This window comes from Bradyrhizobium sp. S3.3.6, assembly GCF_040546905.1.
GTDB lineage: Bacteria > Pseudomonadota > Alphaproteobacteria > Rhizobiales > Xanthobacteraceae > Bradyrhizobium > Bradyrhizobium cytisi.
Window position 1 is genome coordinate 765,704 of record NZ_JBEPOT010000004.1, and the last position, 26,780, is coordinate 792,483.

The 26,780-nt window shown below is 60.7% G+C and carries 21 protein-coding genes; 11 read left to right on the top strand and 10 right to left on the bottom strand.

What is annotated here, in order from left to right:
- Positions 1 to 47 precede the first annotated feature (47 nt).
- Positions 48 to 1,895, bottom strand: coding sequence for an asparagine synthase (glutamine-hydrolyzing) (asnB, locus tag ABID59_RS16350; RefSeq protein ID WP_354084027.1), 1,848 nt, complete (start codon positions 1,893 to 1,895; stop codon positions 48 to 50).
- Positions 1,895 to 2,977 (bottom strand): glycosyltransferase, encoded by a 1,083-nt coding sequence (locus tag ABID59_RS16355; RefSeq protein ID WP_354084028.1) that lies wholly within the window; start codon positions 2,975 to 2,977, stop codon positions 1,895 to 1,897. Before ABID59_RS16355 ends, asnB begins: the two co-directional genes overlap by 1 nt.
- A gap of 196 nt (positions 2,978 to 3,173) precedes the next feature.
- On the opposite strand from ABID59_RS16355, the gene ABID59_RS16360 reads away from it, so the two are divergent.
- The gene (locus ABID59_RS16360; protein WP_354084029.1) at positions 3,174 to 4,148 is read left to right on the top strand and encodes a methyltransferase domain-containing protein; all 975 of its coding nucleotides are present in this window, start codon (positions 3,174 to 3,176) and stop codon (positions 4,146 to 4,148) included.
- A gap of 17 nt (positions 4,149 to 4,165) precedes the next feature.
- Here the strand turns inward: ABID59_RS16360 and ABID59_RS16365 are convergent, their stop codons facing one another.
- On the bottom strand, positions 4,166 to 5,440 hold the full coding sequence (locus tag ABID59_RS16365; protein WP_354084060.1) for a nucleotide sugar dehydrogenase: 1,275 nt from the start codon (positions 5,438 to 5,440) through the stop codon (positions 4,166 to 4,168).
- Between the two features lie 310 nt (positions 5,441 to 5,750).
- Here ABID59_RS16365 and ABID59_RS16370 point away from each other — a divergent pair, with 310 nt between their 5' ends.
- From ABID59_RS16370 to ABID59_RS16380, 3 genes are all read left to right on the top strand, one after another.
- Positions 5,751 to 6,944: a glycosyltransferase gene (locus ABID59_RS16370; RefSeq protein ID WP_354084030.1), complete on the top strand. Its 1,194-nt coding sequence runs from the start codon at positions 5,751 to 5,753 to the stop codon at positions 6,942 to 6,944.
- Between the two features lie 47 nt (positions 6,945 to 6,991).
- Complete coding sequence (locus ABID59_RS16375; protein ID WP_354084031.1) at positions 6,992 to 8,029, top strand: NAD-dependent epimerase; 1,038 nt, start codon at positions 6,992 to 6,994, stop codon at positions 8,027 to 8,029.
- A 70-nt stretch (positions 8,030 to 8,099) separates the two neighbouring features.
- Entirely contained in the window at positions 8,100 to 9,413 is a 1,314-nt protein-coding gene (locus ABID59_RS16380) for an oligosaccharide flippase family protein (protein ID WP_354084061.1), read from the top strand.
- Between the two features lie 309 nt (positions 9,414 to 9,722).
- Here ABID59_RS16380 and ABID59_RS16385 read toward each other — a convergent pair whose 3' ends face one another.
- Both ABID59_RS16385 and ABID59_RS16390 read right to left on the bottom strand, forming a co-directional pair.
- Positions 9,723 to 9,887: a hypothetical protein gene (locus tag ABID59_RS16385; protein ID WP_354084032.1), complete on the bottom strand. Its 165-nt coding sequence runs from the start codon at positions 9,885 to 9,887 to the stop codon at positions 9,723 to 9,725.
- A complete protein-coding gene (locus ABID59_RS16390; RefSeq protein WP_354084033.1) occupies positions 9,863 to 10,120 on the bottom strand; it encodes a lysozyme family protein in 258 nt (85 codons plus the stop codon). The genes ABID59_RS16385 and ABID59_RS16390 overlap by 25 nt, the downstream gene beginning before the upstream one ends.
- Positions 10,121 to 10,605: 485 nt before the next feature.
- Here ABID59_RS16390 and ABID59_RS16395 point away from each other — a divergent pair, with 485 nt between their 5' ends.
- Genes ABID59_RS16395 through ABID59_RS16405 form a run of 3 tightly spaced genes read left to right on the top strand, consistent with a single transcriptional unit; the run spans position 10,606 to position 13,585 of the window.
- Positions 10,606 to 11,424 carry a 2OG-Fe(II) oxygenase gene (locus tag ABID59_RS16395; RefSeq protein WP_354084034.1) on the top strand — a complete coding sequence of 273 codons (819 nt, stop codon included), beginning with the start codon at positions 10,606 to 10,608 and terminating at the stop codon, positions 11,422 to 11,424.
- 2 nt (positions 11,425 to 11,426) lie between these two features.
- Positions 11,427 to 12,299 carry a hypothetical protein gene (locus ABID59_RS16400; RefSeq protein WP_354084035.1) on the top strand — a complete coding sequence of 291 codons (873 nt, stop codon included), beginning with the start codon at positions 11,427 to 11,429 and terminating at the stop codon, positions 12,297 to 12,299.
- On the top strand, positions 12,299 to 13,585 hold the full coding sequence (locus tag ABID59_RS16405; RefSeq protein ID WP_354084036.1) for an O-antigen ligase family protein: 1,287 nt from the start codon (positions 12,299 to 12,301) through the stop codon (positions 13,583 to 13,585). The genes ABID59_RS16400 and ABID59_RS16405 overlap by 1 nt, the downstream gene beginning before the upstream one ends.
- A 473-nt stretch (positions 13,586 to 14,058) precedes the next feature.
- On the opposite strand, the gene ABID59_RS16410 is transcribed toward ABID59_RS16405, so the two are convergent.
- Together ABID59_RS16410 and purU are read right to left on the bottom strand one after the other, a co-directional pair.
- Positions 14,059 to 15,330, bottom strand: a complete 1,272-nt coding sequence (locus tag ABID59_RS16410; protein WP_354084037.1) for a hypothetical protein — start codon at positions 15,328 to 15,330, stop codon at positions 14,059 to 14,061.
- Between the two features lie 65 nt (positions 15,331 to 15,395).
- Entirely contained in the window at positions 15,396 to 16,259 is an 864-nt protein-coding gene (gene purU / locus ABID59_RS16415) for a formyltetrahydrofolate deformylase (RefSeq protein ID WP_354084038.1), read from the bottom strand.
- A 144-nt stretch (positions 16,260 to 16,403) separates the two neighbouring features.
- Between purU and ABID59_RS16420 the strand changes: the two genes are divergently transcribed.
- Positions 16,404 to 17,246: a uroporphyrinogen-III synthase gene (locus ABID59_RS16420; RefSeq protein ID WP_354084039.1), complete on the top strand. Its 843-nt coding sequence runs from the start codon at positions 16,404 to 16,406 to the stop codon at positions 17,244 to 17,246.
- Positions 17,247 to 17,256: 10 nt separating this feature from the next.
- On the opposite strand, the gene ABID59_RS16425 is transcribed toward ABID59_RS16420, so the two are convergent.
- Together ABID59_RS16425 and ABID59_RS16430 are read right to left on the bottom strand one after the other, a co-directional pair.
- Entirely contained in the window at positions 17,257 to 17,937 is a 681-nt protein-coding gene (locus ABID59_RS16425) for a redoxin family protein (protein WP_354084040.1), read from the bottom strand.
- A gap of 21 nt (positions 17,938 to 17,958) precedes the next feature.
- Positions 17,959 to 21,267: an adenylate/guanylate cyclase domain-containing protein gene (locus ABID59_RS16430; RefSeq protein WP_354084041.1), complete on the bottom strand. Its 3,309-nt coding sequence runs from the start codon at positions 21,265 to 21,267 to the stop codon at positions 17,959 to 17,961.
- Positions 21,268 to 21,572: 305 nt separating this feature from the next.
- Between ABID59_RS16430 and ABID59_RS16435 the strand changes: the two genes are divergently transcribed.
- Positions 21,573 to 22,835, top strand: a complete 1,263-nt coding sequence (locus tag ABID59_RS16435; RefSeq protein ID WP_354084042.1) for an MFS transporter — start codon at positions 21,573 to 21,575, stop codon at positions 22,833 to 22,835.
- Between the two features lie 20 nt (positions 22,836 to 22,855).
- On the opposite strand, the gene ABID59_RS16440 is transcribed toward ABID59_RS16435, so the two are convergent.
- Positions 22,856 to 23,530, bottom strand: a complete 675-nt coding sequence (locus ABID59_RS16440) for a Crp/Fnr family transcriptional regulator (protein ID WP_354084043.1) — start codon at positions 23,528 to 23,530, stop codon at positions 22,856 to 22,858.
- Between the two features lie 336 nt (positions 23,531 to 23,866).
- On the opposite strand from ABID59_RS16440, the gene ABID59_RS16445 reads away from it, so the two are divergent.
- Entirely contained in the window at positions 23,867 to 24,688 is an 822-nt protein-coding gene (locus ABID59_RS16445; protein ID WP_354084044.1) for an ABC transporter ATP-binding protein, read from the top strand.
- Positions 24,685 to 26,616: a long-chain fatty acid--CoA ligase gene (locus ABID59_RS16450; protein WP_354084045.1), complete on the top strand. Its 1,932-nt coding sequence runs from the start codon at positions 24,685 to 24,687 to the stop codon at positions 26,614 to 26,616. Before ABID59_RS16445 ends, ABID59_RS16450 begins: the two co-directional genes overlap by 4 nt.
- The last annotated feature ends 164 nt before the right edge of the window (positions 26,617 to 26,780 follow it).

Genomic DNA, 26,780 nt, shown 5'->3' on the forward strand with positions numbered 1-26,780 from the left:
ATCCAATATCTGCTCAGAGGGCAACAGGCGGGCACGGGCGTAAGGCGTCATATCTCGTAAGCGCGACGCCAAAGCTCAAAGATGGTCAGCCCGAACAAGCGTTCGGCATTGTTTCGACGGCCTCCGTGGCCCTCGATGAGATCATTTACGGTACGCCTGTCGAAGATACAGCCCTTGTCAAGCAATACGTCTAAGAAAAGGTCTCGCCATGGGCCCGCCTTGAGCCAAGCAGGCAACGGAACGGAAAATCCCTGCTTCCGATCCGCGTTGAATTCTGCCGGCAAGACCTTCTTGCACAAGAGCTTGAGCAGTATTTTGCGCTCACTGAAATTGGCCTTCAGCCGGGTCGGTACATTTGCGAATGCGAACTCGGCAATCCGAAAATCCAGGAATGGCGCCCTCATTTCCAGTGAGGCCAACATGCTGGCCCGGTCGACTTTCACCAGAATATCTCCTGGCAGATAGTTCTCGAAATCCATTCGAGAGGCCCGCTGCAGCATATCCTGTGCTGGCGGAACGCGCGTCTTTACCATTTCGTCGCCCGGTGTCGACCAATTCGACCCCATGAGCGCGCGACGCTCGCCGGCGACAAAATGACTGGCAACGAACGGGAGTTCGGTTTCGAAATCCACCCCTAGCGCCCTTATCCAGTTACGTCCTCGAAAGCCCGTAGGCAGAGCCATATCGCCAATTGCGGCCCCGAGCTTGCGTACGGGCAGCGGAACCTGCCCGAACCTCGATTCCAGGACGAGTAGGCGCCTGTGCTGCTCGTAACCGCCAAACATCTCGTCGGCGCCATCGCCGCCCAAGGCTACCGTGCAGTGCTGCCGAACCAGCCGGCTGACTAGAAAGGTCGGGACCATCGAGGAGTCGAATATCGGTTCGTCGTATTGCCGCGCAAGGAGATTCAAGATGTCAGGACTGGTATCGCCGGCCTCAAGCTCGATATGCTCGGTTCCGAAATGATTGGCGACGAGCCGTGCAAAGCGGCTCTCGTCATATTTGTCATGGCCCTGAAGCCCGACCGTGAATGTTTTGACGCGCGACGAGGCCCGCGCGGCCATCGCCGTCACAAGACTGGAATCGACGCCGCCGCTGAGCAAGACTCCAACCGGCACATCCGCCACCAGTTGGCGACGCACCGAATCTGCAAGGAGAGCCTCCAGCTCATCGACCAGCGCATCGTCGTCATGGTTATCGACCATGGTTGCGGGAGGCATGCTCCAATAGCGCCAGACTTTCGTTTCTCCATTCGCGACACTGAATGTCAGCGCATGCGCCGGCGGCAGCTTACGCACGCCCTGGAGTATGCAGTCTTGGCCAGGCACATATCCCATCATCAGATAACAATCGAGCGCGGTCGGATCGATTGCACGACGAAAGGCGCGATCGGCCATCAGCGCCTTTAATTCGGAGGCAAAGCGCAACTCACTTCCGGCCACCGAATAGAATAGCGGCTTTTCACCCGCCCGGTCGCGGGCGAGAAACAGGAGCTTTTTGTCGTGATCGTAAAGCGCAATGGCAAACATGCCGTTGAGATGCGCGAGACAGTCGGTGCCCCATTCCGCGTAGGCCGCGAGAACGACCTCCGTGTCGGACTGGGTGACGAAAACATGTCCCTTCGCTTTCAGGAGATCGCGAAGATCCAGATAGTTGTAGATCTCTCCGTTGAACACGATGCTAAGGTGGTTCGCATCGCTGTGCATCGGCTGATGTCCGCCGGGCGACAGGTCGATGATGGCGAGCCTGCGCTGGGCCAGACCGACGTTTCCTTTCGCAGACCACCAGGAGCCGCCATCGTCGGGGCCGCGATGCATCATCGCAGCGCAACCCACGTCAAGCCATTTGCGATCCGTGACCGGACGCTGCGAAGCAATTCCGACGATTCCGCACATCAGTTAATTCCGTCCAACACTTCCCGATAGACGGCCTCGTAGGCATCGGCCATCGCTGTCACAGTCATTGATCGAACCCGCTCATGCGCCTGCGCTGCGCGTAGCAGCGCCGCGTCCTTGTCAACAAGGAGGTTTCCCATGGCAGAAGCCAACGCACCCACGTCGTCGACCGGGACGAAGAGAGCGGATGAGGCATCTGCAATCTCGCGGTGAGCGGGTATATCACTCAAGATCACGGGACAACAACCAGCCATCGCCTCCAGCACGACATTGGGATTGCCTTCATATCGGCTCATGCTGATCAGGCCGGCGGCGAGTTTCAGCCATCGCCACCAATCTCTCTGATAGGGCAGGATTTTGACGCACCCCGACAGCGAGGCTGCTTCAATCTCTCGTTCAAGAGCGGGACGCTCGCTCCCTTCACCGATGATCAGCACATTGACGGCACTGCGCATGGACAAATCGCCCAGCGCTCGCACAATGATTTCCAGTGCCTTTTCGCGAGTAAACCGGCCAACAACGAGGAGGACGGGGTTTGGGAAACAATCCGGAAAGTCGGGCGCGGTAGCCTCCCCAATGCGCGCGACGTCCAGGGCATTTCGAACCGTTATCAGTTTCGGAGAGCGATAGGCCGCCGCATGCCAATATTTCTCGCCTCCATCAGAATTGGCGATGACGGCCGATGCAAACTGCCCCAGGAAAAGCCGTAACCGCGCAACGACCGGGATTTCCGTGTAATAGTCGCCTGACGTGCGTTCCGATACGATCCAAGGGATTCGGGCGATCAGTGCAGCCAGCCCGCCAAGGATGTCCATCTGAGGCAGCCAAGTCTGCACGATACTTGGCCTGACCCGGAATATGGCCCGTCTTATCGCCACGAGCAGCATCGGATTGGTGCTACGCATATCGCCCAATTCATGGATCTGGACGCCGCAATCTCGGACTGTCTGGACGTGCACCCCGGTCCGACGAACAGCCAAGTGAACGTCATGGCCACGACGCGACTGCTCGGTTGCCAGCATGCTCAACTGCCGCTCGGCCCCGCCGCCTTCGAGCGTCGGTATAACATGAAGAATGGTCAAGGGCGGTGGTTCGGCCGCTGCAGGGGAACTCACCATCATTGGCTAAAATAAACTCCCATCGAACGGGCTAGACATTGCGGCAAAACAATCTTACGAACCACCGATGACACGCAACGCCATGCGTCTGACGCAAGTTGGAATCTCCATAACATTTCCAATCCCTTGTATCCATAGGTTGCGCGGTTATCGGTAGCGAATGGCGATCGGCGACGATATACGGAGCAAGGTCGGCCTTCTTATCTGCATCTCCTGCAGAATTGGGAGGCTTGCCGCGCAGGAAAACCAGCTTCAATGCACGAATTGCGGCGCGGCGTTCCCCATCGTCCGCGGGGTGCCTCGTTTTGTTCCTGATGACGGCTACGCAAGATCATTCGGCTTCCAATGGAACGTTCACGCCCGCACGCAGCTCGACAGCTTCACGGGCAAGCCGATATCACGGAATCGGCTATTTGCGGTCAGCAAATGGCCGGCCGAGCTTCCCGGTCAGACGATATTGGAGGCCGGTTCCGGAGCCGGCCGTTTCACTGAGGCTCTGACCACCACTGGCGCAACGGTGATATCGCTCGATCTTTCCTCTGCTGTGGATGCCAACTTTCATAGCAACGGAAAAAGGCCGAATTTGCTGATCGCTCAGGCGAGCCTGCTGGACATCCCCGTTCCCCCACGTTCGATGGATAAAGTCATCTGCCTGGGTGTGCTTCAACACACGCCGGATCCGGCGGAAGCTTTTTTGCACCTGGCCAACTGCGTCCGCCCCGGCGGCGAGCTGGTGCTCGATGTCTATGCCGCGCGGCTGCGTTCCCTGCTCTCCTGGAAATATCTGCTGCGGCCGATCACAAAGCGGATGAACCGCGATCGGCTCTATCGATTGATAGAACGGGCAACCCCGATACTGTTCCCGGTCTCTGATTTTCTTTATCGGACCCTCGGTCGATTCGGTCTGCGTGTGTTGCCGATCGTCCACTATCCCGAGCTTGGGCTTTCGCCCGAGCTTTCACTGCGATGGGCCATTCTGGATACATTCGACATGTACTCACCGGCACACGATCACCCGCAAACAATCGCGGCCGTCGGCAGCTGGTTCAAGAAGGTAGAATTCACTGACGTGACCGTTGAATTTGGACCGAACGGCATCATCGGCCGCGGCCGCAGGCCTGCGAGCGCCGCCTGAGCCGACCGCCTGCCTGTTCACATCCGCCAAAGCCGCACGTTGGGCGGCGCACTGTCACGATCAAGCACGGACTTGAGGTCCATCACGCTCCCCCCGTCCGCCTTCAATCGCTCGACGATGAACGGCCATCCGCCATTTCTGTATTGGTCGTGGCTCACCGCCAAAATCACCGCGTCGGCTCGCGGAAGATCGGCAATGGCGTTCAGCGTTATGCCATATTCGTGTTCGCATTCCGCAGGCTTGGCATAGGGATCGGCAATGTGAACGTCGACGCCAAACGAGCGCAGCTCTGAGAAGATGCTCACGACTTTGGAATTGCGGATGTCGGGGACATTCTCCTTGAACGTGATGCCCAGAATGACGACGGTCCTCCCGTTCCCGCCTGCCAGCAGCTGTTTGACGCACTCACGCGCAACCCAGGCACCCATTTGGTCGTTGACGCGCCTGCCGGCCAGGATCACCTGCGGATGATAACCGGCGCGTTCCGCGCGATGCGTCAGATAGTAAGGGTCCACGCCGATGCAGTGGCCGCCTACGAGACCGGGTGTGAATTTGAGGAAATTCCACTTGGTCCCCGCCGCGGCAAGAACGTCTGAGGTATCGATGTCCAGCAAACCAAAGATCAGGGCCAATTCGTTGATGAGCGCAATATTCAGGTCGCGCTGGGTATTTTCGATGACCTTAGCAGCCTCGGCGACCCTGATCGACGGCGCCCTGTGAATTCCCGCCGCGACAACCGCGCCGTAGACGTCCGCGACGATGCCGAGCGTCTTGGCGTCCTGTCCTGAAACGACCTTGACAATGCTTTCAAAGCGATGCTGGCGGTCGCCGGGGTTAATGCGCTCCGGACTGTAGCCGACATGGAAATCGATACCGCATTTCAGCCCGGATTCGCGTTCGAGGATCGGAACACAATCTTCCTCAGTAGCCCCCGGATAGACGGTCGACTCATAGACGACAACGTCCCCTCTTTTCAGAGCCTTGCCCACCGTCTGCGAAGCGGCAAAGACAATCGACATGTCCGGCTGACTCGCCTGGTCGATCGGCGTCGGCACGGTCACAATGAAGAAATCCGCAGACCGCAAATCCGCTGCGTCCGCACTGATTTTCATGTCGACTGCGCGCAGGTCCGCTTCGCTTACCTCTAGCGTGCGATCGAAATGACGTTGCAACTCCCGGACCCGGCCGCGATCGATATCGTAGCCGACGGCCAAAGCGCCTATTTTGCCGAAAGCAAGCGCCACCGGGAGACCGACGTAGCCAAGACCCACGACGCCAATTTTGCGGTCCAGACGCTTCAATCTCACTCCTGTGACGGCTATCTTGAGATTTCATTCTACTATCCGCGCAATGTCCCTCCGTCAACTTTCGAACGAGTTGAAACGAATACTCGGGGCCGGATCGAAACTCCGCTTGGACGAACCGCGCGGCGGTCCCTGACCAACCAGGATCGCGGGGCTCCCGCCCGGCGCCCCACGAACGAACAAGCGCTCGGATACGCAGGAACCTAGGATCCGCCAAATAACCTTTACAGGACAAGATCTCGCAGAATAAAAGCACCGGCTGGAGATTAGAGCAGTCGTCGTTGGTGGGCAAAGGCACATGCTGCCGTTAACGCAGAATACCTCGCGGCGGCCCATCCGTATCGCGATTGACGCGTCCAATATTCGCGTGGGCGGGGGGGTCACACATCTCATCGAGCTTCTAAGGCAAGCCGATCCAGCCACCCACGGATTCGAAAGAGTCTTCGTCTGGGCCAGCGAGTCGACGCTTGCCCAGCTTGAGGACAAGCCTTGGCTCGAAAAGCGAAACGAGCCAGCGCTTGAGGGGCACCTCCTTAAGCGCCTTCTTTGGCAGCGCCGGTCCCTCCCGCATCACCTCAAAGAGGCGAAGACAGACCTTCTATTCGTACCGGGAGGATCGATCGTGGCACGGTCCCATCCTGTGGTAACCATGAGCCGAAACATGTTGCCCTTTGAGTGGACGGAACTGAAGAGATTCGGTTTTTCCGAACTCACCCTAAAGTTGATGCTTTTACGTTGGAACCAGATCAGTTCCTTCAAGCATGCGGATGGGACCATTTTTCTCACCCGTTATGCCCATGACGCAGTCTTGGCCGTAACCGGCGCATTAAAGGGCAAGACCACGGTTATTCCGCACGGTATAGACACGCGGTTCCGCCTTGTTCCTCGCCGCCAGCGCACGGCTGACGCATTGACCGCAGTGAATCCGCTCCGTGTCGTGTATGTTTCCACTGTCGACGAATTCAAGCATCAGTGGCAAGTGGTTGACGCGATCGGGCGCTTGCGCGCAGAGGGTATTTCAATTCGCCTGGATCTTTACGGTTCGGCGAGAGCGAGCACCCTGCCACGCTTGACCGAGGCCTTGAGAAAAGTCGATAGCCGGGGTCAGTTCGTGCGCTACTGGGGGGCCGTAGATTACAAGGAAATCCACAGGTGCTACGCCGAAGCCGATTTGTGTGTCTTCGCATCGAGTTGCGAGAACATGCCTAACATTCTAATCGAGAGCATGGCTGCCGGGCTTCCGATTGCCTGCTCCGATCGCGGCCCGATGCCGGAAGTACTCGGGAACGCCGGCGTGTACTTCGATCCCGAAAATCCGACGACTATCACCGACGCGGTAAGGACACTGGCTCTGAGCGCTGAACTGCGAGCAGAAAAGGCGGCGGCGGCGTTTCGGGCCGCCTCGGAGTTCTCATGGTCTCGATGCGCGAGAGAGACCTTTGATTTTCTGGGAATGATCGCGCTGGAGCATCCGATACGTTCCGGAGAATGAAGCCGTGCCGGCGGGCACAGTAAATGCCATGGAAGGCTGATCACAACATGCGCGTTTTGGTAACAGGCACTGCGGGGTTTATCGGATTCCATGTCGCAACTCAGCTTTTGCGACGCGGAGACTCGGTCGTGGGCGCCGATGTTGTGAACGATTATTATTCAACGGACATCAAGGAGTCCCGCCTCGCGCTTCTCGAGCGAACCGCGGCGCAAAGCACCGGGAAATACCGCTTTCACAGAATAAATTTGGCCGATCCTGCGGCTGTGAAAACCTGCTTCGCGGATGGTCCGTTCGACCGGGTCATTCATCTGGCGGCGCAGGCAGGCGTCCGCTACAGCTTGGAAAATCCGGCTGCCTATGTTGAAAGCAATATTGTTGCCTTTACCAACGTGCTCGAGGCTTGCCGACATTCGAGCGTCAAGCATCTGACCTATGCGAGCACGAGCAGCGTCTACGGCGCAAACACCGCGATGCCATTCAGTGAAAGCCGAGGCGTCGATCATCCTCTGCAGTTTTACGCAGCGACCAAGCGCGCCAACGAATTGATGGCGCACAGCTACAGTCATCTGTTTCGGTTGCCCACCAGCGGATTGCGCTTCTTCACAGTCTACGGGCCGTGGGGCCGTCCGGATATGGCGCTCTTCCTGTTTACCAAGAATATTCTTGAGGGAAAGCCCATCAAGCTGTTTAACAACGGCGAACATGTACGCGACTTCACTTTCGTGGACGACATTGTCGAGGGAGTCATTCGGGTGAGCGACGATATCGCCCGCCCCGACCAAGGCTGGAACAGTGATCACCCTGATCCGGCGACGAGCAATGCGCCTTTCCGATTGCTTAACATTGGCAACAATGCCCCAGTCCATCTCACCGAATATGTTGAGGCAATTGAAGCGGCGCTCGGCAAGAAGGCGATCAGAGAGCTTCTGCCACTGCAGCCTGGAGATGTGCCGAACACCTACGCGGACGTGAGCGCGCTTGTCAAAGCGGTCGATTATCGACCGAATACGCCCGTCCGCCTGGGGGTTTCCCGCTTCGTGGACTGGTATCTTCAATACTTTCAGGTGAAGGGCCGGCTCGGATGACCGGATCTTGGTTGCGGACGATCCAGGCTACCGAAACGGAAACGCCCGTAAAGCGCAAAAGTCGGTTCCAGTGCTAAAGTCATTATTTCGACATTCATCTTGGAACGCGGTGGCGACCTTCAGTCACCAAGGCTCGACGTTCGTCAGCAATTTCCTGGTCATCAAGCTGCTCGATCACGTTACTTACGGCAAATTCTCACTCGTTACGTTGACCGCCTTTTACGCCGCCAACGTTTTGCAGTTTGCGATCGGATTGACGGCGTCGAAGTTTGTCGCACGCTATGTCGCCGACGATGATCGCCTGCGCTCAGCGATCTGGGTTTGCGGCGTATTCACGTTCGCGAGCGGCCTGGTGGGTTTTGCAATCCTTGCTCTGTCATCCGCCATATTGGCGCGAAGCGTCTTTATCGAACCCTCGCTGACCTGGCCGCTGACGGTCGTTTCCCTGTCGGTGCCAGGCCTGATCGGGATGGTATTCCTGGGCGGATTGCTTCAAGGCCTTCATGAATTCCGTGCACTGGCCATTTCATCGATGCTGTCGGGCCTCCTATTCGTCGTCATCATGGCGGCAGGCGCTTGGATGGACGGTCTGATTGGAGCGATCTGGGGCTTCGTTGCAGGCTCGACAATTCGCTGCATGATCATGGGCGGAGCAACAATGTTGGCCTTGAGAAGTGTGGTGATTGGACGCAGCGTCTCATGGCGCAAAGTGCGAAGCGAGATGAGTGAGGAAATCCTTAGGTTTCAGATTCCGGCGGGTTTGGCCGGCTTTATTACGCTGCCAACACTTTGGCTGATACCCACTATCCTGACGCGAAGCACGCAGAACTTTTCCGATGTCGCGCTGTACAGCGTAATCTTCATGCTCAAATCGCTAGTCGTAATACCCGCGTCGGTCATTTCCCTCGCTTTGCAGCCCTCGGCTGAAAAGGCCTGCGCCTTGGACCAATTCGAGGAGGCGACGCGGATATTTCGCGCCAGTTCCCTTGCGGCGTTCGCTTTCGCTACAGTTGCGGCACTCTTCGTTGCAATTTGTGCCCAGAAGGTATTAACCGTCCTAGGACAAAGTTTTGCGGTGGCGGCGTTTGAACTGCAATTGATGATGATCGCGGCGGTCGCGGAGGCGACTGCCGTCAGCCTCTACATGAGGATTCAAGCGACCGGTCGAATGTGGGGTTCGATCTTTGCGACCCTCTTGCCCCGCGACCTGACAATGCTCTTTATCGTGACCGCGTTTGCGGCCAGCTACGGTTTGAGGGCCGCCATTGTCGCGCATGTCGCCGGAGCGACCGTGAATCTGATTGGTGTTTATTGGCTCAGCGTGAAGGCAGTGGGACGCCTGGGGCTATCATCCGGAACGGTGCAGTCCTCGCGGCTTTCTTGAGCCATCCGAAAACACACTTACTCGGTCAACCCATGAACACCACGTTCTTGTGGCCTTTCGCAATGACGATATCCTCTTGGTGATTACGGATCGCGCCTGCGTGCCAGCGCATCGCTCCATGTCGCGACCCCGGCGCACCAGATCGGCCTGCGCTCGGGCTGCTCGCTGCGGTCAGCCTCCTTCGGTCCCGCGCTTTTCATTCGATCGGGCGGTATGCCTTGGCCGCCTTGCGGCGATCGACTTGATGTCGATCGCCTTAATGAGCTGCCAGCCCTTGGGATCGCAGCTTGTGGATCAGGTCGCGCAGGTTCACGCGAGGCCCATGGCCTTCAGGCCCTGCTCGAACAGCGCCGCCTCGTGGCCGCGGCGACGCCACAGATCACCGCCGACCGGCCATAGCCGGCGCATCGAGTAGAATTCGTGCGGGATCAGCTCGTAGCGCTTGCCGATCATGTGCGCCTTGATGTTGCGCATCTCGACATAGCGGTCGCCGCGCCGCGATTGTAGGAGAGCGAATCCAGCGATCCCGCGCAGTCGCCGGACAGCGCCTCATAGTTCGGCAATTCCGCGCGGTTCATCGCCTCCCACTTCGGCAATTCCCGCTGCATGAATTCCGCCATCGCCTGGTCCCAGGTAATGGTGACGCTGGCGTAATGGGCGTGAACGAACTGTGCCGCGGCTTGGCCCTTGAGCCCGGCCGCCGTCACGGCCGGAATGATGCCGGTCTAATCCTTGCGGATCTGTGCGGCGGTCGAATACCCGCAGTCGTAACCTATGCCGGCTGTGGGTCCCGACGCGCCCCCGGGTCATTCGAAATGGACGTAGTGGCGCGTGTAGTAGGCCTGGCCGGAATCCTTCTCGGTGACGATATCATCGACGCCAGCCTGAGAGGAACGAATCGGCGGCTGCACTGGAGGTTGCAGCGCAGCAACAAGCGCGGCACTGGCAGAAGCCCAGCGCCGAATTTGACGTATCCGACATGGATTGCTCCGATGATCTGGTAAGAAAGGGGTGCTGGCCCAGGGCAACAAAAAGCCTGCGCGTGGAGAGCGGCGTTGGACCTATTGCTAGTTGCGAAACGGTCCGCTACACGCTTGATCTGATACAGCCAACCCCGGCCCATAGTCGGATTGATCGCCCACCGGTTGTGAGAGTACAGGATTGCTGATCTTTATTTTTTTGGGGGGGAATCATGGACCGCAGCACAATTGCACGACTCATTGTCGACCGACTGGAGTCAGAGCGGCCCCGTATTGAGGCGCAATGGAACAAGCCGGATGGCACGACAACGCACTATTTCGTGGTCGACGACCTCTTGCCTGCCGAACTCGCCAAGCAGGTCTACGCAGCCTTCCCGCGCGATGGAAACGGCTTTTTTAGCCGCGATACCTTCCGGGAGAAGAAGCGGACTTCATCTCACTTGAGCGAATATCCTACCATCCTGGGGGAGATCACCTACGCGATCCAGAGCCCCGAGGTGATCGGCTGGTGCGCCGAAGTCACCGGCATTGAACAACTCGAGCCCGACCCGACGCTCTACGCCGGCGGTCTATCGATGATGTTCAAGGGCGATTTCCTCAATCCGCACATCGACAACAGCCACGACGCGCAGCGCAATCGGTATCGACGCCTCAACGCTCTTTACTACGTCTCGCCGAACTGGAGCGTCGAAAAGGGTGGTAACTTCGAGCTCTGGAACGATGACCGAACCAAGCCCGTCACAATCATCTCAGGCGATAACCGCCTGGTGATCATGGAGACCAACAAGACCTCATGGCATTCGGTCAGCCCCGTCGCCTCAGATCTGGCCAGGTGTTGCGTTTCGAGCTACTTCTTTACGAAGGATTCCCCGGATGCGACCGGCTACTTCCATGTCACCTCGTTCGATGGCCGCCCTGACGAGAAAATGAAGAAAGTGGTCAGCGCCGCCGACAACGCGCTGCGTAATGTCGTTGCCAAGACTCTCAAGCTCGGCCGCGGCAAGGACGAAGCCAATACGACGAAGAAGTGATCATGTCGAATAGGATTTGGCGAAAGCTTGCTGAACCCCGTATCTGGAAACGTCTTTACGTCGAGCGGCTTGGAGAGCCGCTCCTCTACAACATCGCATCCGTCTTCGTGATGGCGTTCGGCTCGACCCGACAAAAGATCGAATATGACTGCATTCCGCGGAATCCGTATGCGTATTGCATTCTCGCGGCGGCGGATCACGCCAAGTCTTATGGCATCAAGCGCATTGCCATCATGGAGTTCGGCGTCGCCGCCGGCGGCGGTCTTCTCAACATGTGCTGGATCGCGGAGCGCGTGACGCGCGAAACAGGTATAGAGATCGACGTCATAGGCTTTGATTCCGGCGAAGGGATGCCGCCTCCTAACGACTATCGCGACCATCCCGAGAAGTACTTCACGGGAGACTTCCCGCCGATTGACAAGGGCAAGCTGATCGCAGCGCTGCCCAAGAATGCCCGGATATACTACGGGCCTATCGAACAAACCCTCAAACAGGCCGAAGCGGAGGTTACCTCTACCGTCGGCTTCATTGCCATCGATGTCGATTACTACTGGAGTACGAAGCAGTCCCTTGATGTGCTGGCCTGGAGCCCGGATCGTTATCTGCCGTCCGTACCGATGTATTTCGACGACGTCTACAATCTGGACCATAATGACTATTGCGGCGAGCTGTTGGCAATCGCCGAGTTCAACAAGGCCAACGAGTTTCGGAAGATCGCACCGATGAATTTCCTCTCAAAGTGGCGCATCTTCAAGAACGCGATCTGGCACAATTGCGTCTACTACGCACACGTCTTCGACCACAAGTTCCGGTCCCTACCATATGTAGAAGCGCATCGAACCAAATCGGCCGTTCTGACCAATCCGTATCTTTGATGACGCCACCTCTCCGCAGCCGCGCTTTCACCCTTATTGGCCATCTCTTCGTCTGGGTGTTTTTTGTCCTGATTGTCGACGGCACGCTGACGATTGCCTCTGGCAAATACAGCCTGCCGTTCAAACCTGCTTATATCGTCGCCACGACCACAATCGGACTTCTGATCAGCGCCCTACTGACCAGCGATCCAAGGCGGCTACTTAACGCAAAGCCCTTCTTCCTGCCGCTGTTGGCCATCACCGTCCTCGGTGCTGCGATGTATCGCGGAGAAAACCTTAACGAGACCTTCGGCGGCATGGTGCTGAACCCGTGGTTCATACCGTCCAACCTCAGCTACGTCATTTGGCCGATCTTCAACACGATCTGCTGCGCCAGCCTGTTTCTGCTGGCGCGCCAAGATTCATGGCGCCGGACCATCGCCATGGCCGCGTTCACGGCCCTCGTCCTGCAGGTGGCCTGCATGGAAGCCGATATGTGGTGGGCAGCGGCCTTCGGAGACCCGAATGGACGTGCCGGCGGTCTGATCCAGAATGCCAATGCCGCTGCAATGCTGGTCACCATCCTCGCGGCACTCACTTTTGCTAATCAGCGCCTGTCCTTATATGCCGTTCCGCTCGCAATAGTCGGCGTGCTACTGAGCCAATCCAAGACCGGAGTGCTCGCAGCGATTGTCCTGGCCGGATGCCTCACGCTACTGATCCGGCGCCGGGCCATCCCTCAATCGGTCCTCGTTTTCAGCGTCCTGCTCGTTGTGGTGCTGGCAGCAACCGTAGTTTGGTCTCCGGTTCTCAATCCGTCCCCAGAGCTGATCGCCGCGCGCGAGCAGACCATCGCGAAACGCGCGCTCGAGCAGAAGGTCCCCGTCAATCCGCTCGATGTCCCGTCAACTCTGGAAGAGCGCATCGAGGCACGCACATCGATTGACGGGGCGGCCTCCATGCGCAGGGAGGCGCTGAATTTCTATCTGAATATCGTCAAGGAGAACCCCCGGGTACTGGCCATTGGCATGGGCACTGGCTTCACCAACAAATTCGTAACCGGGCCGCACAACGCATTCCTAAAGCTCGCCGTCGACAACGGCCTTGTATCCACCCTTCTCTTGATCGTGCTCTTCGGCTCCACAGCCTGGAAAGCCACCGCCGCGCAGTCACCGCAGCTCTTGGCCCTGACCGCGATTGTAGGGCTGACCGCACTTACAACCCACACGCTCATGCTGGATCCATTTGCGCTGCCGCCGCTGGCGATCGGCCTGGCGAACCTTCAACCCACCACGGACTTGCAATGAGTTGGCATACATTTTTGGGTTGGTTCGGCATCAGCTCGGACAACGTGGTCAACCTGGCAAAGACTGCCCTTCTCATCCTGATGGGTTATGGGGGCGTTGAATCCTACGTGACGTGGGCCACGATCGGTTTTATCCTCTTTGGGTTTTGGCTGATACTCGTGACACATGACTTGGAGAAGGATCGGAGAAACGAGTTACGGAATCTCGTAGACACCAGTCACGGCAGGAAGGAATCCGATTGAGAACGCTCCGGCCGTTGAGAATATTCGGATGGTGATACCATCTGCCGATGCAATAGCGGCCGAGCCGGTCGAAGTATCGAAGACTGACATCGCGTAACAGTTGCCGGTTGCGGTGACAGGCGTCGAGCGCGTTGGCCCTAGATAACTGCTGGCGATGCCAGCAGCCTCACCGCTCAAGGCAAAGTCCTCTTGTGAAGGACTGAGTTTGATCGCCGGCCTCTTACGCGGAGCTTACCCATTGCCGGCTGGCAAGGCGTCTCGCGGCATCAGGTACCAAAGCAGGAAGAGCAAAGCTCCGCCATGCGTCAGCAGGACCGTCGAAAGCGGAACGTTCAGGAGGTTCTGCGCGAGCATTCCGCTCGACACCAGAATGAAAGACGGCGGCAGTCCGGCCGAGGCCCGATTTCCAAAAGCGATCACCACGCCGCAAAGGAAGACCGTGATCGGCGCATATAGCACGCCCACAGAGGCGATTCCCTCGGTCGTAAACAGAGAGGCGTTGTAGGTTCCGCCTCCGGGGAAGTATTTCAGCATCACGACTCCCAGTTGATCCTGATAAGGACAGCCGATGACGTGCTTCAACACGTTGATCTGACAGAAATAGGTAAGCTCGTGCTTGGCGAAAAACTCATTGTAGAGGTCGAGTGCGAGCGATGGGACTGCGAACAAGCGGAAGTTCACGATGAGATGGTAAGCTCCTGCAAATCGAACGACCGGACCGCTGCCACCAAGGAACGTGAACAGCAGCACTCCCGCCACGATTGGCAACAACAATGACAGAACAGCCACCACCCTCGTCTCAAGGAACCTTGCGAGGGCGACCAGGACGATCAACCACGCGGGCGCAAAGAAAGTCATCTTGCTGACGGCGATCGGGTAGTAGAGCAGCATCAGCACCACGACCGCGCCGGCCCGCCAGAATGCGTTCCGCGCGACGCAGTACGCGAACAAAAATGGCAGCAGCGAGCCCGAGGTAATGCCGATCAGATAATTCACACTTGTCGGAAGCGCGTCGGTCCGTAGCGAGGACGCATCGTCGGGCGACACGAACCTGAAATTGTAGGCTGCCCCGACGGCAACAGTCGCCGCGCAAACCAGGAAGGCGACCAGAAGCAGGCGATCGAACGATTTGACCGACAGCTTTCGTATCTGCGGCAGCGGCGAACGTACGAACAGCGCGGGCAGGAGAAAGACAATCGCGGATACGGCGGCAGACAGCCTTGCCATCTCATGGTCATAAGTGCGAAGCGTGAAGAATGTCAGCCATAAATAACCGAGCACCATCGAGCAGAAATAGAAACCCACAAAATAGCCGAGACTAAACTCGGCAACCACGAAAAGCAGAAAGACGGGCGCAAACATCGCGACCGTCACCAGCGCCGGGGTCAGCGCACGTGAGTCGTAGCCGATTTGATATCCGACATACAGCTTCGAGACGTTGACGGCAGAGGCGCAGAAAACGGCAATGGACAGCGCGATCAGCACCGCCAGGATCGGACGCATCGACCAAGCTCCGTTCACGAAACCGGGACCCGGCCGGGCGTCGGCATGATTCTGTTGCAAGATCTTCAATCCATGAACACGACGGTCTTGCGACCGTTGGGAATCACACGGTCGTCGAGATGATAGCGGATCGCCCGCGCCAGCACGCGGCGCTCGATATCGCGACCCTTGCGGACGAGATCTTCCGGCGTGTCGCGGTGGCTGATGCGCTCGACGTCCTGATCGATGATCGGGCCTTCGTCGAGGTCGCGCGTGACATAATGGGCGGTCGCGCCGATCAGCTTCACACCGCGCTCATGGGCCTGGTGATAGGGCCTTGCGCCCTTGAAGCCCGGCAGGAACGAGTGATGGATGTTGATGCAGCGGCCGGAGAGCTTGGCCGACAGGTCATCCGACAGGATTTGCATGTAGCGGGCGAGCACCACGAGATCGGTTCCGGTCGTGGCGACGAGATCGAGGATCTGCGCCTCCTGCTCGCTCTTGGTCTCCTTGGTGACAGGCAGATAGTGGAACGGGGTGCCGCCGAAATCGAGCCCGGCATAGACCTCGCGCGGATGGTTGGAGACGATCGCGGCCAACGTCATTGGCAATTCGCCGGTGCGCCAGCGGTAGAGGATGTCGACGAGACAGTGGTCGGACTTCGACACCAGCAGCATCACCTTGCGATGCGCGGCGCGGTCGCGCATCTGCCACTCCATGCCGAAACGCTCGGCGATGGCGGCAAAGCCGGTCTGGAGCGCGGCCAGCTCCACGGCGAGATCGGCCGCGGTGAACACGACGCGCATGAAGAAATTCCTGGTCTCGACGTCGTCGAACTGCTGGGCGTCGAGAATGTTCTGCCCGTTATGGGCCAGGAAGGTCGACACCGCCGAGACGATGCCGGGGCGATCCGGGCAGGACAGCGTCAGGACATACTGATGGTCGGGCATGGCTCTTGATGAAGGTCTGGGCAATGGGGTTGCGGAACGATCCGCGATTTGCGCCCTGCTCTAGCACCGACGCGCCCCTTGCGCCAATCCCGGCGACGGAGTCAGGATGAACGGACCATTGCGATTTTTGACCGGAGCACGCCCATGGCCGACCGCTTGACCGGCACCCGCATCCTGATCCTGGAAACCCGCGAGGAGGCGCAGTTCTCAAAACTCCTGGCCGAGCAAGGCGCCGAGGTCGTGCAGTGCCCGATGTTCACCATCCAGGATGCGCCGGACCCCGCCCCGGTCGAGGCCTGGATCCGCCGCGCCATCGACAAGCCGCTTGACGACCTGGTGCTGATGACCGGCGAAGGCCTGCGGCGGATCATGAAGCTCGCGCGCGCGCGCCAGATCGACCAGGCCCTTGTCGCGGCACTGGCCAATTCGCGAAAATTCACGCGCGGGCCGAAGCCGGGCAAGGCGCTGCGCGAGGTCGGACTTGAGCCGCAGCAGACCACGGAGAAGCCGACCACCGAGGGCGTGATCGAGATGCTGGGCAAGCTCGACCTCAGGGGACGCCGCCTCGGGCTTCAGCTTTATCCGGACAAGGATCACAGCACGCTGACCGGTGCGTTGGCCGCGCAAGGCGCCGAGGTCGATACCGTTTTGCCTTACGTCTACGATTCCAAAGCGGCGGACGCCAATATCGTCACCGCCATCGACGACATGGCGGAGGGACGGATTGATGCTATCGCATTGACCAATCTTGGCCAGGTCCGCCGCCTGATCGAGGCCGCCAAGGCCCATGGCAGCGAGGCGAAGTTGCGCGCCGGATTCGAGCGCACGTTGATCGCCTCGGTGGGACCGGCAGTCTCAGGCGAGCTTGCCGCGCACGGCCTGCGCACCGACATCTCGCCTGCCGACGACGCCTATTTCATGCGTCCACTGATCTCGGCGATGGCTGTGGCGCTCGCGGAGAAAAAACGGCAGAGGACGGCGAGCTAATCCTCGACGCCTAACCCGCCACCTGCGAAGCGGCCGACATCAGCTCCTGCGGGCTCGGCATCCCGAACATCCGCTGGCCGCCTTCGGGTACCTCGGTAAAGGTCCAGCGCACGACCCCCTCCCGATCGAGCAGGAATTGACCGAACAGCTGGCCTGTGCCGGATGCCGCCATGCGCTGATCGGCTTCGGTCATCTCGTAGCCGTCCTTATTGTTGAGGTACTCGGCGGCCGCAGGCCTGTTCATCGGGCCGGGCAATTCGCCGGGCATGTCGACTTGCATGCTCATGACCACGCCCATCGCGACCTTGCGCGGCCATTCGGTCTCCTTCTCGGTGAACTCGAGATTGGGCAGGCCGAATGCGCGATGCGAGAGCCGCTCGGGATCGGACGCTGCGAGGAGATTGGGCAATGGGTGATATCGGAAGTAGAGCCGCGCCCGATCGATCGGCGTATTGACGACGGTGAGACTTTCGACGCCCTTGTCGCGCAGCGCCGCGTCAAGCTGCGCCTGCGCTGCAATATGGCGGCGGCAGAACGGGCAGTGCAGACCGCGAAACAGGCCAACCAAGATCGGACTGTGCCCGCGGAAATCCTCGAGTGCGACCTTCCCTTCGCGCGTGATTGCGTCCAGCACGATGTTGGGTGCGCGATCGCCCGGTTGCAGCGGTCCATCGACATGACGTTCTGGCATGGTTGAACTCCTTCACATGACCTAGTCAAGAAATGGCAATACAATCAGTCCGGCGGGATCAAGCCCGTGCCTGGTGCAGACATCATCGGCCAGCGCGAAATACCGCTCGGCCTCAGGCATGTCGCCACGATCAAGGTTCAGTGTCGCAAGACCATCATAGCATGGAAAGAGCTGCTGCGGCTCGCCGGTTTCGCTCGCGACCTCGATGGCCTCTTTGTAGCAGCGGGCAGCCTGATCGGGCCGGAAATGGCATTGATGGATTTGCCCGAGTACGATCAGGGGTACAGGGAGGTGCTCGCGCTGATCGAGCGCCCGGTCGATCTCGATCGCCTTTTCGGCAGCGGGCACACCCTCGTCGGTGCATCGGTTTGTGAAGGTGCAGCAGGCGACGGCAAAATTGGCAAGAAGACGCGCCTGGAACCCGAGGTCGCCAATACGATGCGCGACATCCAGCCCACGCCGACAAACCTCCATGGCCTGCGCCGGGTCGACAATCGTGTAGAGCACCGCGAGATTGGTGTAGCCACGGCAGGCCACGTTGAGAAGGCCGGCGGCCTCGGCTGCTGCGACACTTTGCTCTGCCTCGCGCACCGCATCCTGGTGCCGTCCAAGCCGCGCCAGTGCAACCGCCTTGGTGTTGAGGGCCTCGGCAATGGCGCGCGCCGCCTCGAGCCCGGCCTGTACGTCCGCGGCCGCCGGCGCGGATCGGGCGTAGCCAAGCGCCTCGTCCGCCCATCTCGCGGCGGCCATATGGTCGCCCATGCGAAAGGCGAGACGGCCGCGCTCCTGCAAGAGGTGCGCCCACTCGATGGGCGCTTCGGCTCCTCCAAGCCGCTCAGCCGCCTCGGCGTAATGCGCCTCTGCCTTGATCCGCTTGCCAGCGTCCCACAACAACCGGCCAAGCTTGCGAAGAATGCGCGCTTCGCCGACGCGATCCGCTGCGGCGCGATGCCCCTCCAGCGCGCTCTGGTAGTGCTCCTCGGCCGTGTTGCGGCGGCCGGCCGCGCCACAGAGATCCGCGATCCGCTCGTACAGGACCAGCCGCTCCAGGTCGCATTCGCCGCTGGTCAACAGCACTGCGAGGGCCCGTTGGTAGAGACGGATGGCATCGTCATTGGCATAGGTCGCGCGTGCGCGATCGCCGGCGGTGCGCAGATAGCGCGCGCCTTTCGGCTTGCGTGCGCTGAGGCTGAAGTGATGTCCGAGCAGTATGAGGTCTTCCAGCCGCTCGGGCTCGTTGCCGTAGAGCTGCTCCAGCACGGCACCAATGCGTCCATGGAGTTCGACCCGCCGCTGCAAGAGCAGGTTCTGATAGATCACATCCTGAAGCATGGTCTGCGTGAAACGGTAGGATCGCAGCGACATCGAATGAGCGCCCGCGACTTCCTCGACAATCTCGGCGTCGCAGAGCAGTTCTATTCCCGCTTCGACCTTCGCCTGCCCCGTTGCGATCGCACCGAGCAGAGCCACATCGAAGCGCGGGCCGATCACCGCGGCCTCCTGCGCCAGCCGGCGCACCTCATGCGGCAGTCGGTCCAGCCGCGCCAACAACAACGCCTGAATGCTCGCCGGGATATCGGCAGCGGCTTCATCCGACTTGATCCGCCACTGCAAGCCGTCACGCTCCAGGGCGCCAGCGTCGATGAGGCCGCGGATGATCTCCTCGAGGAAAAGCGGATTACCGCTTGCGCGCTCGAGGATGCGACTAAACAGATGTCCCGGCGCCTCGCGCCAACCGTGACTGAAAAAAGCCGCGAGCAGCTTTTGTCCGTCAGCGTCACCTAGCGGAGGCAATCGGATGGTTGTGTGGCTGACCCGGCCTGAACCGAACTGGTCCAGCTCCGGCATCGGCCGATGCGTAAACAACAGCATCAGCCGCGTGCGCTCCAGCCGGTCCATCAGGAACCGCAGCGCCTTGAGAGACACGGCATCGGCCCAGTGCAGATCCTCGACAATGATCAGAAGCGGTGACAGGGCCAGGCGCCGTTCGAAGACGGTCCGGATCGCAAAGAATATCTGCCGCTGGAGCTGTTCGGGCTCGATATGCCGCAATACGGCGTCCGCGCCGCCGAGACCGAGAACGTGGACATAGAGCGGCATCAACCGCTCTGCTTCCTCGGCCGCAAGGCCAAGCTCTGACAGCGCTTCGGCCAGCTTGGCCTCAGCCTCCGCGGCGCTGGACTTCTGCGCGATGCCATAGGCGCTGCGCAGCACTGCGGCGAGCGTACCGTAGGATTGTTCGCCGAGCGGCGAGCAGGCGGCCTGGCGGATCGCCACACCCTCAAAGCGCTCTTCGTCGCGGATACGGGCGACGAATTCGTTGACCAGGCGCGTTTTGCCGATGCCCGCTTCGCCGACCAGCCGCACGAGTTGCGCCGCCCCGCCGCACGCGCGATCGAGGTTGCCGATCGCGCGGCCAAGCTCTGCGTCGCGGCCGATCAGGGGCGCACTGAGGCCCAGCGTGTCGAGGCCTCGGGCCGCGCGCGGCATGTCGAGCAGCCCCTTGAGACGATGCACCAGGACGCTGCCGATCTTGCCTTTGAGCGAGACCTCGCCAAGCGATTCATACGCGAATGCGTGCCGGGTCAGACGGTAAGTCAACGGCCCGACCAGCACCTCGTCCGGCGGCGCCATCGACTGCAATCGCTGCGCGGTATTCACCGTGTCGCCGGTCACCGAGTAGGATTTGGCAACGCCCACACCGAGTCCGCCCGCGACCACGTGTCCGGTGTTGATGCCGATATGGAGCAGCAGGGGTGAACCGGCAAACGCCTGCACCCGGTCGCTGAGCTGCTCCGTCCGTTTGATCATGTCGATGGCAGCCCGGACCGCCCGCTCGGGGTCGTCCTCGTGCGCAGCCGGCGCACCGAACAGCGCCAGCAGCGCATCGCCGATGAATTTGTCCACGAAGCCGCCAAAGCCTTGCACGGCCGCCGTCAACTCCTCGAACAACTCGTTCTGAAGCGTCTGCATGACCTCGGGGTCGAGGCGTTCGCTCATCGCGGTGAAGCCGCTGAGATCGGCAAACAGCACGGTGATGGTGCGGCGGTTGGCTTCGCTGTCGATCTTGTCCGGCTGCGGTCGAAATGCCTGTTGAGGATCTGCCGTCGGCGCCAGCGGCGGTGAGGACGCCCTCACCGGCGCCGTCGGCCGCGCCTGTCCTCCGGGTTGAGGGACGTCACTGACGAGGACGCCGCATTTCGGGCAATAGACGAAATCCGGTTCGCATGGAAAGCCGCAGCCGGGGCATGCGCTCGGCTGCTTCGTGCCGCACTTCGGGCAGAAGGCAAAGCCACTCTGGACCTCGAAACCGCAACCCGAGCACTTCATGGCTCAAGACCTCGCGGAATCCGCGATCTGCTGGACCGATCCAATAGGCCCAGGATATGGCGCACAATGAGCTTGGCACGCAGGAAGTGCAAGCGGCGGCTGGGCTACCCCTTCCGTAGGGGACCCGCACGGCGAGGCGATGTTGTGGATGGGCAGGCAAAGGGCAGCCGCTGCGCGCCAACCCGCAGCGGTGGCCTCATGGTGGCATGCGATAGCGTCAATTGACACAACAACCCTCACCGTTACCCTGCCGACAACAACAAATAATAGGGGCAGGGAATCGCCGTGAAACCCGTCATCGCATCTTGAGCAAAACTGCACGACCCTCCGCGCTCGCACCATTCCGCATCCGCAACTACCGCTTCCAGTGGCCGTCCGACCTCCTCACCTCATGGGCGTTCGAGGTCGAGACGCTCGTGCTCGGCTGGTACATCATGGTCGAGACCGGCTCGGTGTTGCTGCTGACCGTCATGGCCTCGCTGCAATATGTCGGGACGCTGATTGCGCCCGTGCTCGGGATGGTCGGCGACCGCATGGGTCATCGCGACCTCCTGGTCGTGCTGCGCCTCACCTACACCGTGCTCGCCTCGACCATCATGGTGCTGGCGCTGACCCACCATCTCGCGCCGCTCAACGTCATGATCATCGTCGCGATCATGGGCCTGATCCGCCCGTCCGATCTCGGCGTGCGCGGGGCGCTGCTTGCCGATATCATGCCGGCCGGGCAACTCGTCGGCGCCATCAGCCTCGCGCGCACGACCCAGGATAGTGCGCGCATTGCCGGCGCATTGACCGGCGCGGGCTTGTTCGCCCTCCTCGGCATCGGCCTCGTCTATGCCGGGATCGCGAGCTTCTATCTCGTCGCAGCAATTCTGATGTTCTGCATGAGCCGGCCGGAAAAGTCGGTCACGACGACGGATTTCCCTGCAAACAGCCATGCGGTCTCGCGATTGCTGGACGACCTGAAGGAAGGCATCGTCTACGCGTGGAACGGCCCGGGCATGCGCGCCGCACTTTGCGTCGCCTTCCTGGCCAATCTCACCGCCTTTCCGATCACCAACGGATTGCTGCCTTTTGTCGCGCGCGACATCTTCCACACCGACCAGACCGGTCTCGGCTATCTCTCGGCGAGCTTTGCCGTGGGCTCGCTGACGGGCTCCATCACGCTGAGCCTCGTCAGCGGGGTCCGGATCGCCCGGCTTTTGATCGGCGCGACGCTGGCCTGGTACGCGATGCTGCTGGTGTTCGTCGAGATCAGGACGATGCCGGTCGCCATGGCCTGCCTCGTGCTCGCCGGCATTGCCCAGAGCATGTCGATGATCTCAGCGGCCGTGATCCTGATGCGCACGGCGAGTGCCCATCTGCGCGGCCGCGTCATGGGCGTGCGGATGATGGTGATCTATGGCCTGCCGATCGGCTTGCTTGCGGCGGGCAGCCTGATCGACCTGATCGGTTATTCCGCCATGGGCTCGGTCTATGCGGTCGCGGGCATCATCGCGATGTCAGCGATCGCGCTGCGCTGGCGCGAGGATCTGTGGCCGGCGCACGCCCCGGCCAATGCGGGCTGACGGACCGGCGCCGCCGCGCCTTAATCCCCATACCCGCGCAGCCGCTCGATATCGAGAATCGTGACGCCGCCGTATTCCAGACGCAGCAGTCCCTCCTTCTCCAGCCGGTTCAGCGCGCGATTGGCGTTCTGGCGCGACATACCTGAGAGCGCACCGATCTCCTCCTGGGTAATCTCCAGATGCGCGGTCGATTCCGGATAGAGGATCGGGTTGAACAGCGAGGCGATGCTGCGCGCGAGGCGCGAAGTCGCATCCAGCGTGCGGTTGACCTCGAGCATGCCGATGAACTGGCCGAGCCGCTCGTTGAGCTGGCGCACCAGGAAGCGGTTGAAGCCGACGCTGTTCTCGAACAGCCACATGAAGGCAGCGCGTTCCATCAGAGCGACGCGGCTATCGCGCAACGCCACGACGTCGTAGCGGCGCGGCTCGTTCTTGAGCACGCTGCCTTCGCCGAACCAGGCGCCTGCCGTGAGCCCCGCAAGGCTGGTCTCCTTGCCGTCGCGCGAGACCCCGCCCATGCGGGCCAGGCCGCTCACCATGCCGGCCCAATAGCCGAACTTGTCGCCGCGCATGAACACGGTCTCGCCGGTGCCGTAGGACCGCTCCGTGATCCCGGCGCGGGCGACCTCGATCTCCGCTTGCGTGAGCTCGCGCGACCACGCGGCGACGCGCCTCAGTTGATCCTCTGAAATCATGATCGAGGGGCCAGCCGCACCGTTTCGTCACCCATCCTTCTGTTGCACTGCAACACGATTATTCCGGCCACCATCCGACGAAAGGTGTAGGCCGCTGCCGCCCTAAAAACTTTGTCGCAGAATTGTCAGGCCGGAGACATTTCAAAATAGCGCTTTCCCCTATTGAGAGCCACCTCGGGTGATGCGGCTTTTGATCCCAAACGGGTACGAAAGTGGCGCGGCTCCGGTCGGGACCATGTGCTGCATGGCCTCACCGGCGCGACCGTACTAGGATTGCCCGAGAGGAACGGACGAAGAGCGCCGCTGAACGCGCCATCACCGGGAGGGATTTGTTTGGTGGCTACCAGTCTCGAAGTGCGTGGCGTGTCCTTGCGGTTCGGCGGCGTTCGCGCGCTGACCGACGTCAGCTTCGCCATCAATGAGGGCGAGCTGTTCTCGATTATCGGCCCCAACGGTGCCGGCAAGACTTCGATCGTGAACTGTATTTCCGGCCGCTACAAGCCGACCGAAGGCCAGCTGTTCTACCGGGGCCGCGACATCACCGGCCTGACGCCGAATGCGCGTCCCACGCTCGGCATCGGCCGCACCTTCCAGAACCTCGCCCTGTTCCACCACATGAGCGTGCTCGACAACATCATGGTCGGCCGCCATCACCTCCTGAACAACAATTTCCTCACGGGCTCGCTGTACTGGCTCACCGGCGCGCGCAAGGAAGAGCTCGCGCACCGCCGCAAGGTCGAGGAGATCATCGACTTCCTCGATCTCCAGTCGGTGCGAAAGGCGCCGGCCGGCACCCTCTCCTACGGCCTGCGCAAGCGCGTCGAGCTGGCCCGTGCCATGGCGCTGGAGCCGCGCCTCATCCTCCTCGACGAGCCGATGGCCGGCATGAACTTCGAGGAGAAGGAGGACATGGCCCGCTACATCGTCGATCTCAACGAGGAGTTCGGGATGACGGTGGTGATGATCGAGCACGACATGGGCGTGGTGATGGACATCTCCCACCGCGTCATAGTGCTGGATTTCGGCCGCAAGATCGCCGAGGGCGATCCTGCCGCCGTGCTCGCCGATCCTCACGTCAGGCGCGCCTATCTCGGCGAGGAGGACGAGGTGCTGGTCGATCCCGACGATGCGCCGCCGGCGCAGGAGAGCGCGGCATGATGGATTATGCAGGCCGCGTCGCCCAGGCCGACACCTATCCAAAGATGCTCCGGCTTAATTCAAAAGAGCACGGCAACGAGATCGCGCTGCGCGAAAAGGATCTCGGCCTCTGGCGCCCCTTCACCTGGAACGATTACCAGACCCGCGTGCGCGACTTCGCGCTCGGGCTGATCGAACTGGGGCTTGGCCGCGGCGACGTCATCGGCATCATCGGTGACAACCGGCCGGACTGGGTCTCGGCTGAGATAGCCACGCACGCCATCGGCGGATTGAGCCTCGGGCTCTATCGCGACGTGCTGGACGAAGAGGCTTCGTATCTGCTCAATTACGGCGAGGCCCAGCTCGTCTTTGCCGAGGACGAGGAGCAGGTCGACAAGCTGCTGGCGCTGGCCGAGCGCGTGCCGCGGCTGAAGCACATCATCTATTCCGATCCGCGCGGGATGCGGAAATATGACGACCCCAGGCTGATGTCGGCGGAGAAATTCGCCGAGCTTGGGCGTGCCCGCGCGACCCGCGAGCCGGAGCTTTACGACAAGCTCGTCGACGCCACCAACGGCGACGATGTCGCCATCCTCTGCACCACGTCGGGTACCACCTCGCATCCGAAGCTCGCGATGCTCGCCGCGGGCCGTGTGCTCGGCCATTGCGCGATCTATCTCGCCTTCGACCCCAAGGGCCCCGACGACGAATACGTCTCGGTGCTGCCGTTGCCGTGGATCATGGAGCAGGTTTATGTGCTCGGCAAAGGCCTGCTCTGCCGGATGAAGATCAATTTCGTCGAAGAGCCGGTTACGATGATGAACGATCTGCGCGAGATCGCGCCGACGTTCGTGCTGTTTGCGCCGCGCGTCTGGGAATCGATCGCCGCCGACGTCCGCGCCAAGGTGATGGATGCGACGCCCTTCAAGCAGCGTCTGTTCGACATCGGCATGAAGTCGGGTCTTGCTGCACTCGAACAGGGCAAGCGCTCGGGCTTTGCCGACGCAATCCTGTTCCGCGCCCTACGCGACCGGCTCGGCTTCACGCGGCTGCGTTCGGCCGCCACCGGCGGCGCGGCGCTCGGCCCTGATACCTTCAAGTTCTTCCAGGCCATGGGCGTGCCGCTCCGCACGCTCTACGGCCAGACCGAGCTGCTGGGGGCCTACACGCTGCATCCCGCGGGCAAGGTCGACCCTGACACGACCGGCGTGCCGATGGCGGACAGCGTCGAGATCCGCATCGACAATGCCGACGTCCATGGCGTCGGCGAGATCGTGGTGCGCCACCCCAACATGTTTCTCGGCTACTACAAGAACCCGGAAGCGAGCGTCGCCGACATCCGCGACGGCTGGATGCTGTCGGGCGATGCCGGCTATTTCAACGCGAACCGCCAGCTTGTCGTCATCGACCGCATCAAGGATCTCGCCGAGACATCGCGCGGCGAACGCTTCTCGCCGCAGTTCATCGAGAACAAATTGAAGTTCTCGCCTTACATCGCCGAGGCGGTGGTGTTAGGCGCAGGGCGCGACGCGCTCGCGGCGATGATCTGCATCCGCTACTCCATCATCTCGAAATGGGCGGAGAAGAACCGGCTCTCGTTCACGACCTACAGCGACCTCGCCTCGCGTCCCGAAGTCTATGCGCTGCTGCAGAAGGAGGTCGAGACCGTCAACGCGACGCTGCCCCCGGCGCAACGCATCTCGCGCTTCCTGCTGCTCTACAAGGAGCTCGACGCCGACGACGGCGAGCTCACCCGCACGCGAAAGGTGCGCCGCGGCGTCATCAACGAGAAATATGAAGGCATTATCGACGCCATCTACCGCGACACCGCCGACATCCCCGTCGACACCGTGATCCGCTTCCAGGACGGCACCACGCAGCGCGTGCGAACCACATTGCGGGTGGTGTATCTCGGCGGACACGGTCCCATGGCGGAGGCTGCGGAGTGAACTTGCTTCCTGCCCGGCATGCGATGCCAGTCAATGCGCCCTCTCCCCTTGTGGGAGAGGGCATCGATGTGTCCAGACCGGATAGAGAGGTAACACAGTAGACCGGATGGATGGGTGACAGTTCTCTGTCGGCTGGGAGGATCAGCCGATGCCTTGGCGGGAGA

What these genes read in the sequence shown, in the direction of transcription:
- asnB (WP_354084027.1), bottom strand. Translation starts at nt 1,895, where the DNA reads ATGTGCGGAATCGTCGGAATTGCTTCGCAGCGTCCGGTCACGGATCGC.
- ABID59_RS16360 (WP_354084029.1), top strand. Translation starts at nt 3,174, where the DNA reads ATGGCGATCGGCGACGATATACGGAGCAAGGTCGGCCTTCTTATCTGC.
- ABID59_RS16370 (WP_354084030.1), top strand. Translation starts at nt 5,751, where the DNA reads ATGCTGCCGTTAACGCAGAATACCTCGCGGCGGCCCATCCGTATCGCG.
- ABID59_RS16375 (WP_354084031.1), top strand. Translation starts at nt 6,992, where the DNA reads ATGCGCGTTTTGGTAACAGGCACTGCGGGGTTTATCGGATTCCATGTC.
- ABID59_RS16385 (WP_354084032.1), bottom strand. Translation starts at nt 9,887, where the DNA reads ATGCGCAACATCAAGGCGCACATGATCGGCAAGCGCTACGAGCTGATC.
- ABID59_RS16395 (WP_354084034.1), top strand. Translation starts at nt 10,606, where the DNA reads ATGGACCGCAGCACAATTGCACGACTCATTGTCGACCGACTGGAGTCA.
- ABID59_RS16400 (WP_354084035.1), top strand. Translation starts at nt 11,427, where the DNA reads ATGTCGAATAGGATTTGGCGAAAGCTTGCTGAACCCCGTATCTGGAAA.
- ABID59_RS16405 (WP_354084036.1), top strand. Translation starts at nt 12,299, where the DNA reads ATGACGCCACCTCTCCGCAGCCGCGCTTTCACCCTTATTGGCCATCTC.
- ABID59_RS16410 (WP_354084037.1), bottom strand. Translation starts at nt 15,330, where the DNA reads ATGCGTCCGATCCTGGCGGTGCTGATCGCGCTGTCCATTGCCGTTTTC.
- purU (WP_354084038.1), bottom strand. Translation starts at nt 16,259, where the DNA reads ATGCCCGACCATCAGTATGTCCTGACGCTGTCCTGCCCGGATCGCCCC.
- ABID59_RS16420 (WP_354084039.1), top strand. Translation starts at nt 16,404, where the DNA reads ATGGCCGACCGCTTGACCGGCACCCGCATCCTGATCCTGGAAACCCGC.
- ABID59_RS16425 (WP_354084040.1), bottom strand. Translation starts at nt 17,937, where the DNA reads ATGCCAGAACGTCATGTCGATGGACCGCTGCAACCGGGCGATCGCGCA.
- ABID59_RS16430 (WP_354084041.1), bottom strand. Translation starts at nt 21,267, where the DNA reads ATGAAGTGCTCGGGTTGCGGTTTCGAGGTCCAGAGTGGCTTTGCCTTC.
- ABID59_RS16440 (WP_354084043.1), bottom strand. Translation starts at nt 23,530, where the DNA reads ATGATTTCAGAGGATCAACTGAGGCGCGTCGCCGCGTGGTCGCGCGAG.
- ABID59_RS16450 (WP_354084045.1), top strand. Translation starts at nt 24,685, where the DNA reads ATGATGGATTATGCAGGCCGCGTCGCCCAGGCCGACACCTATCCAAAG.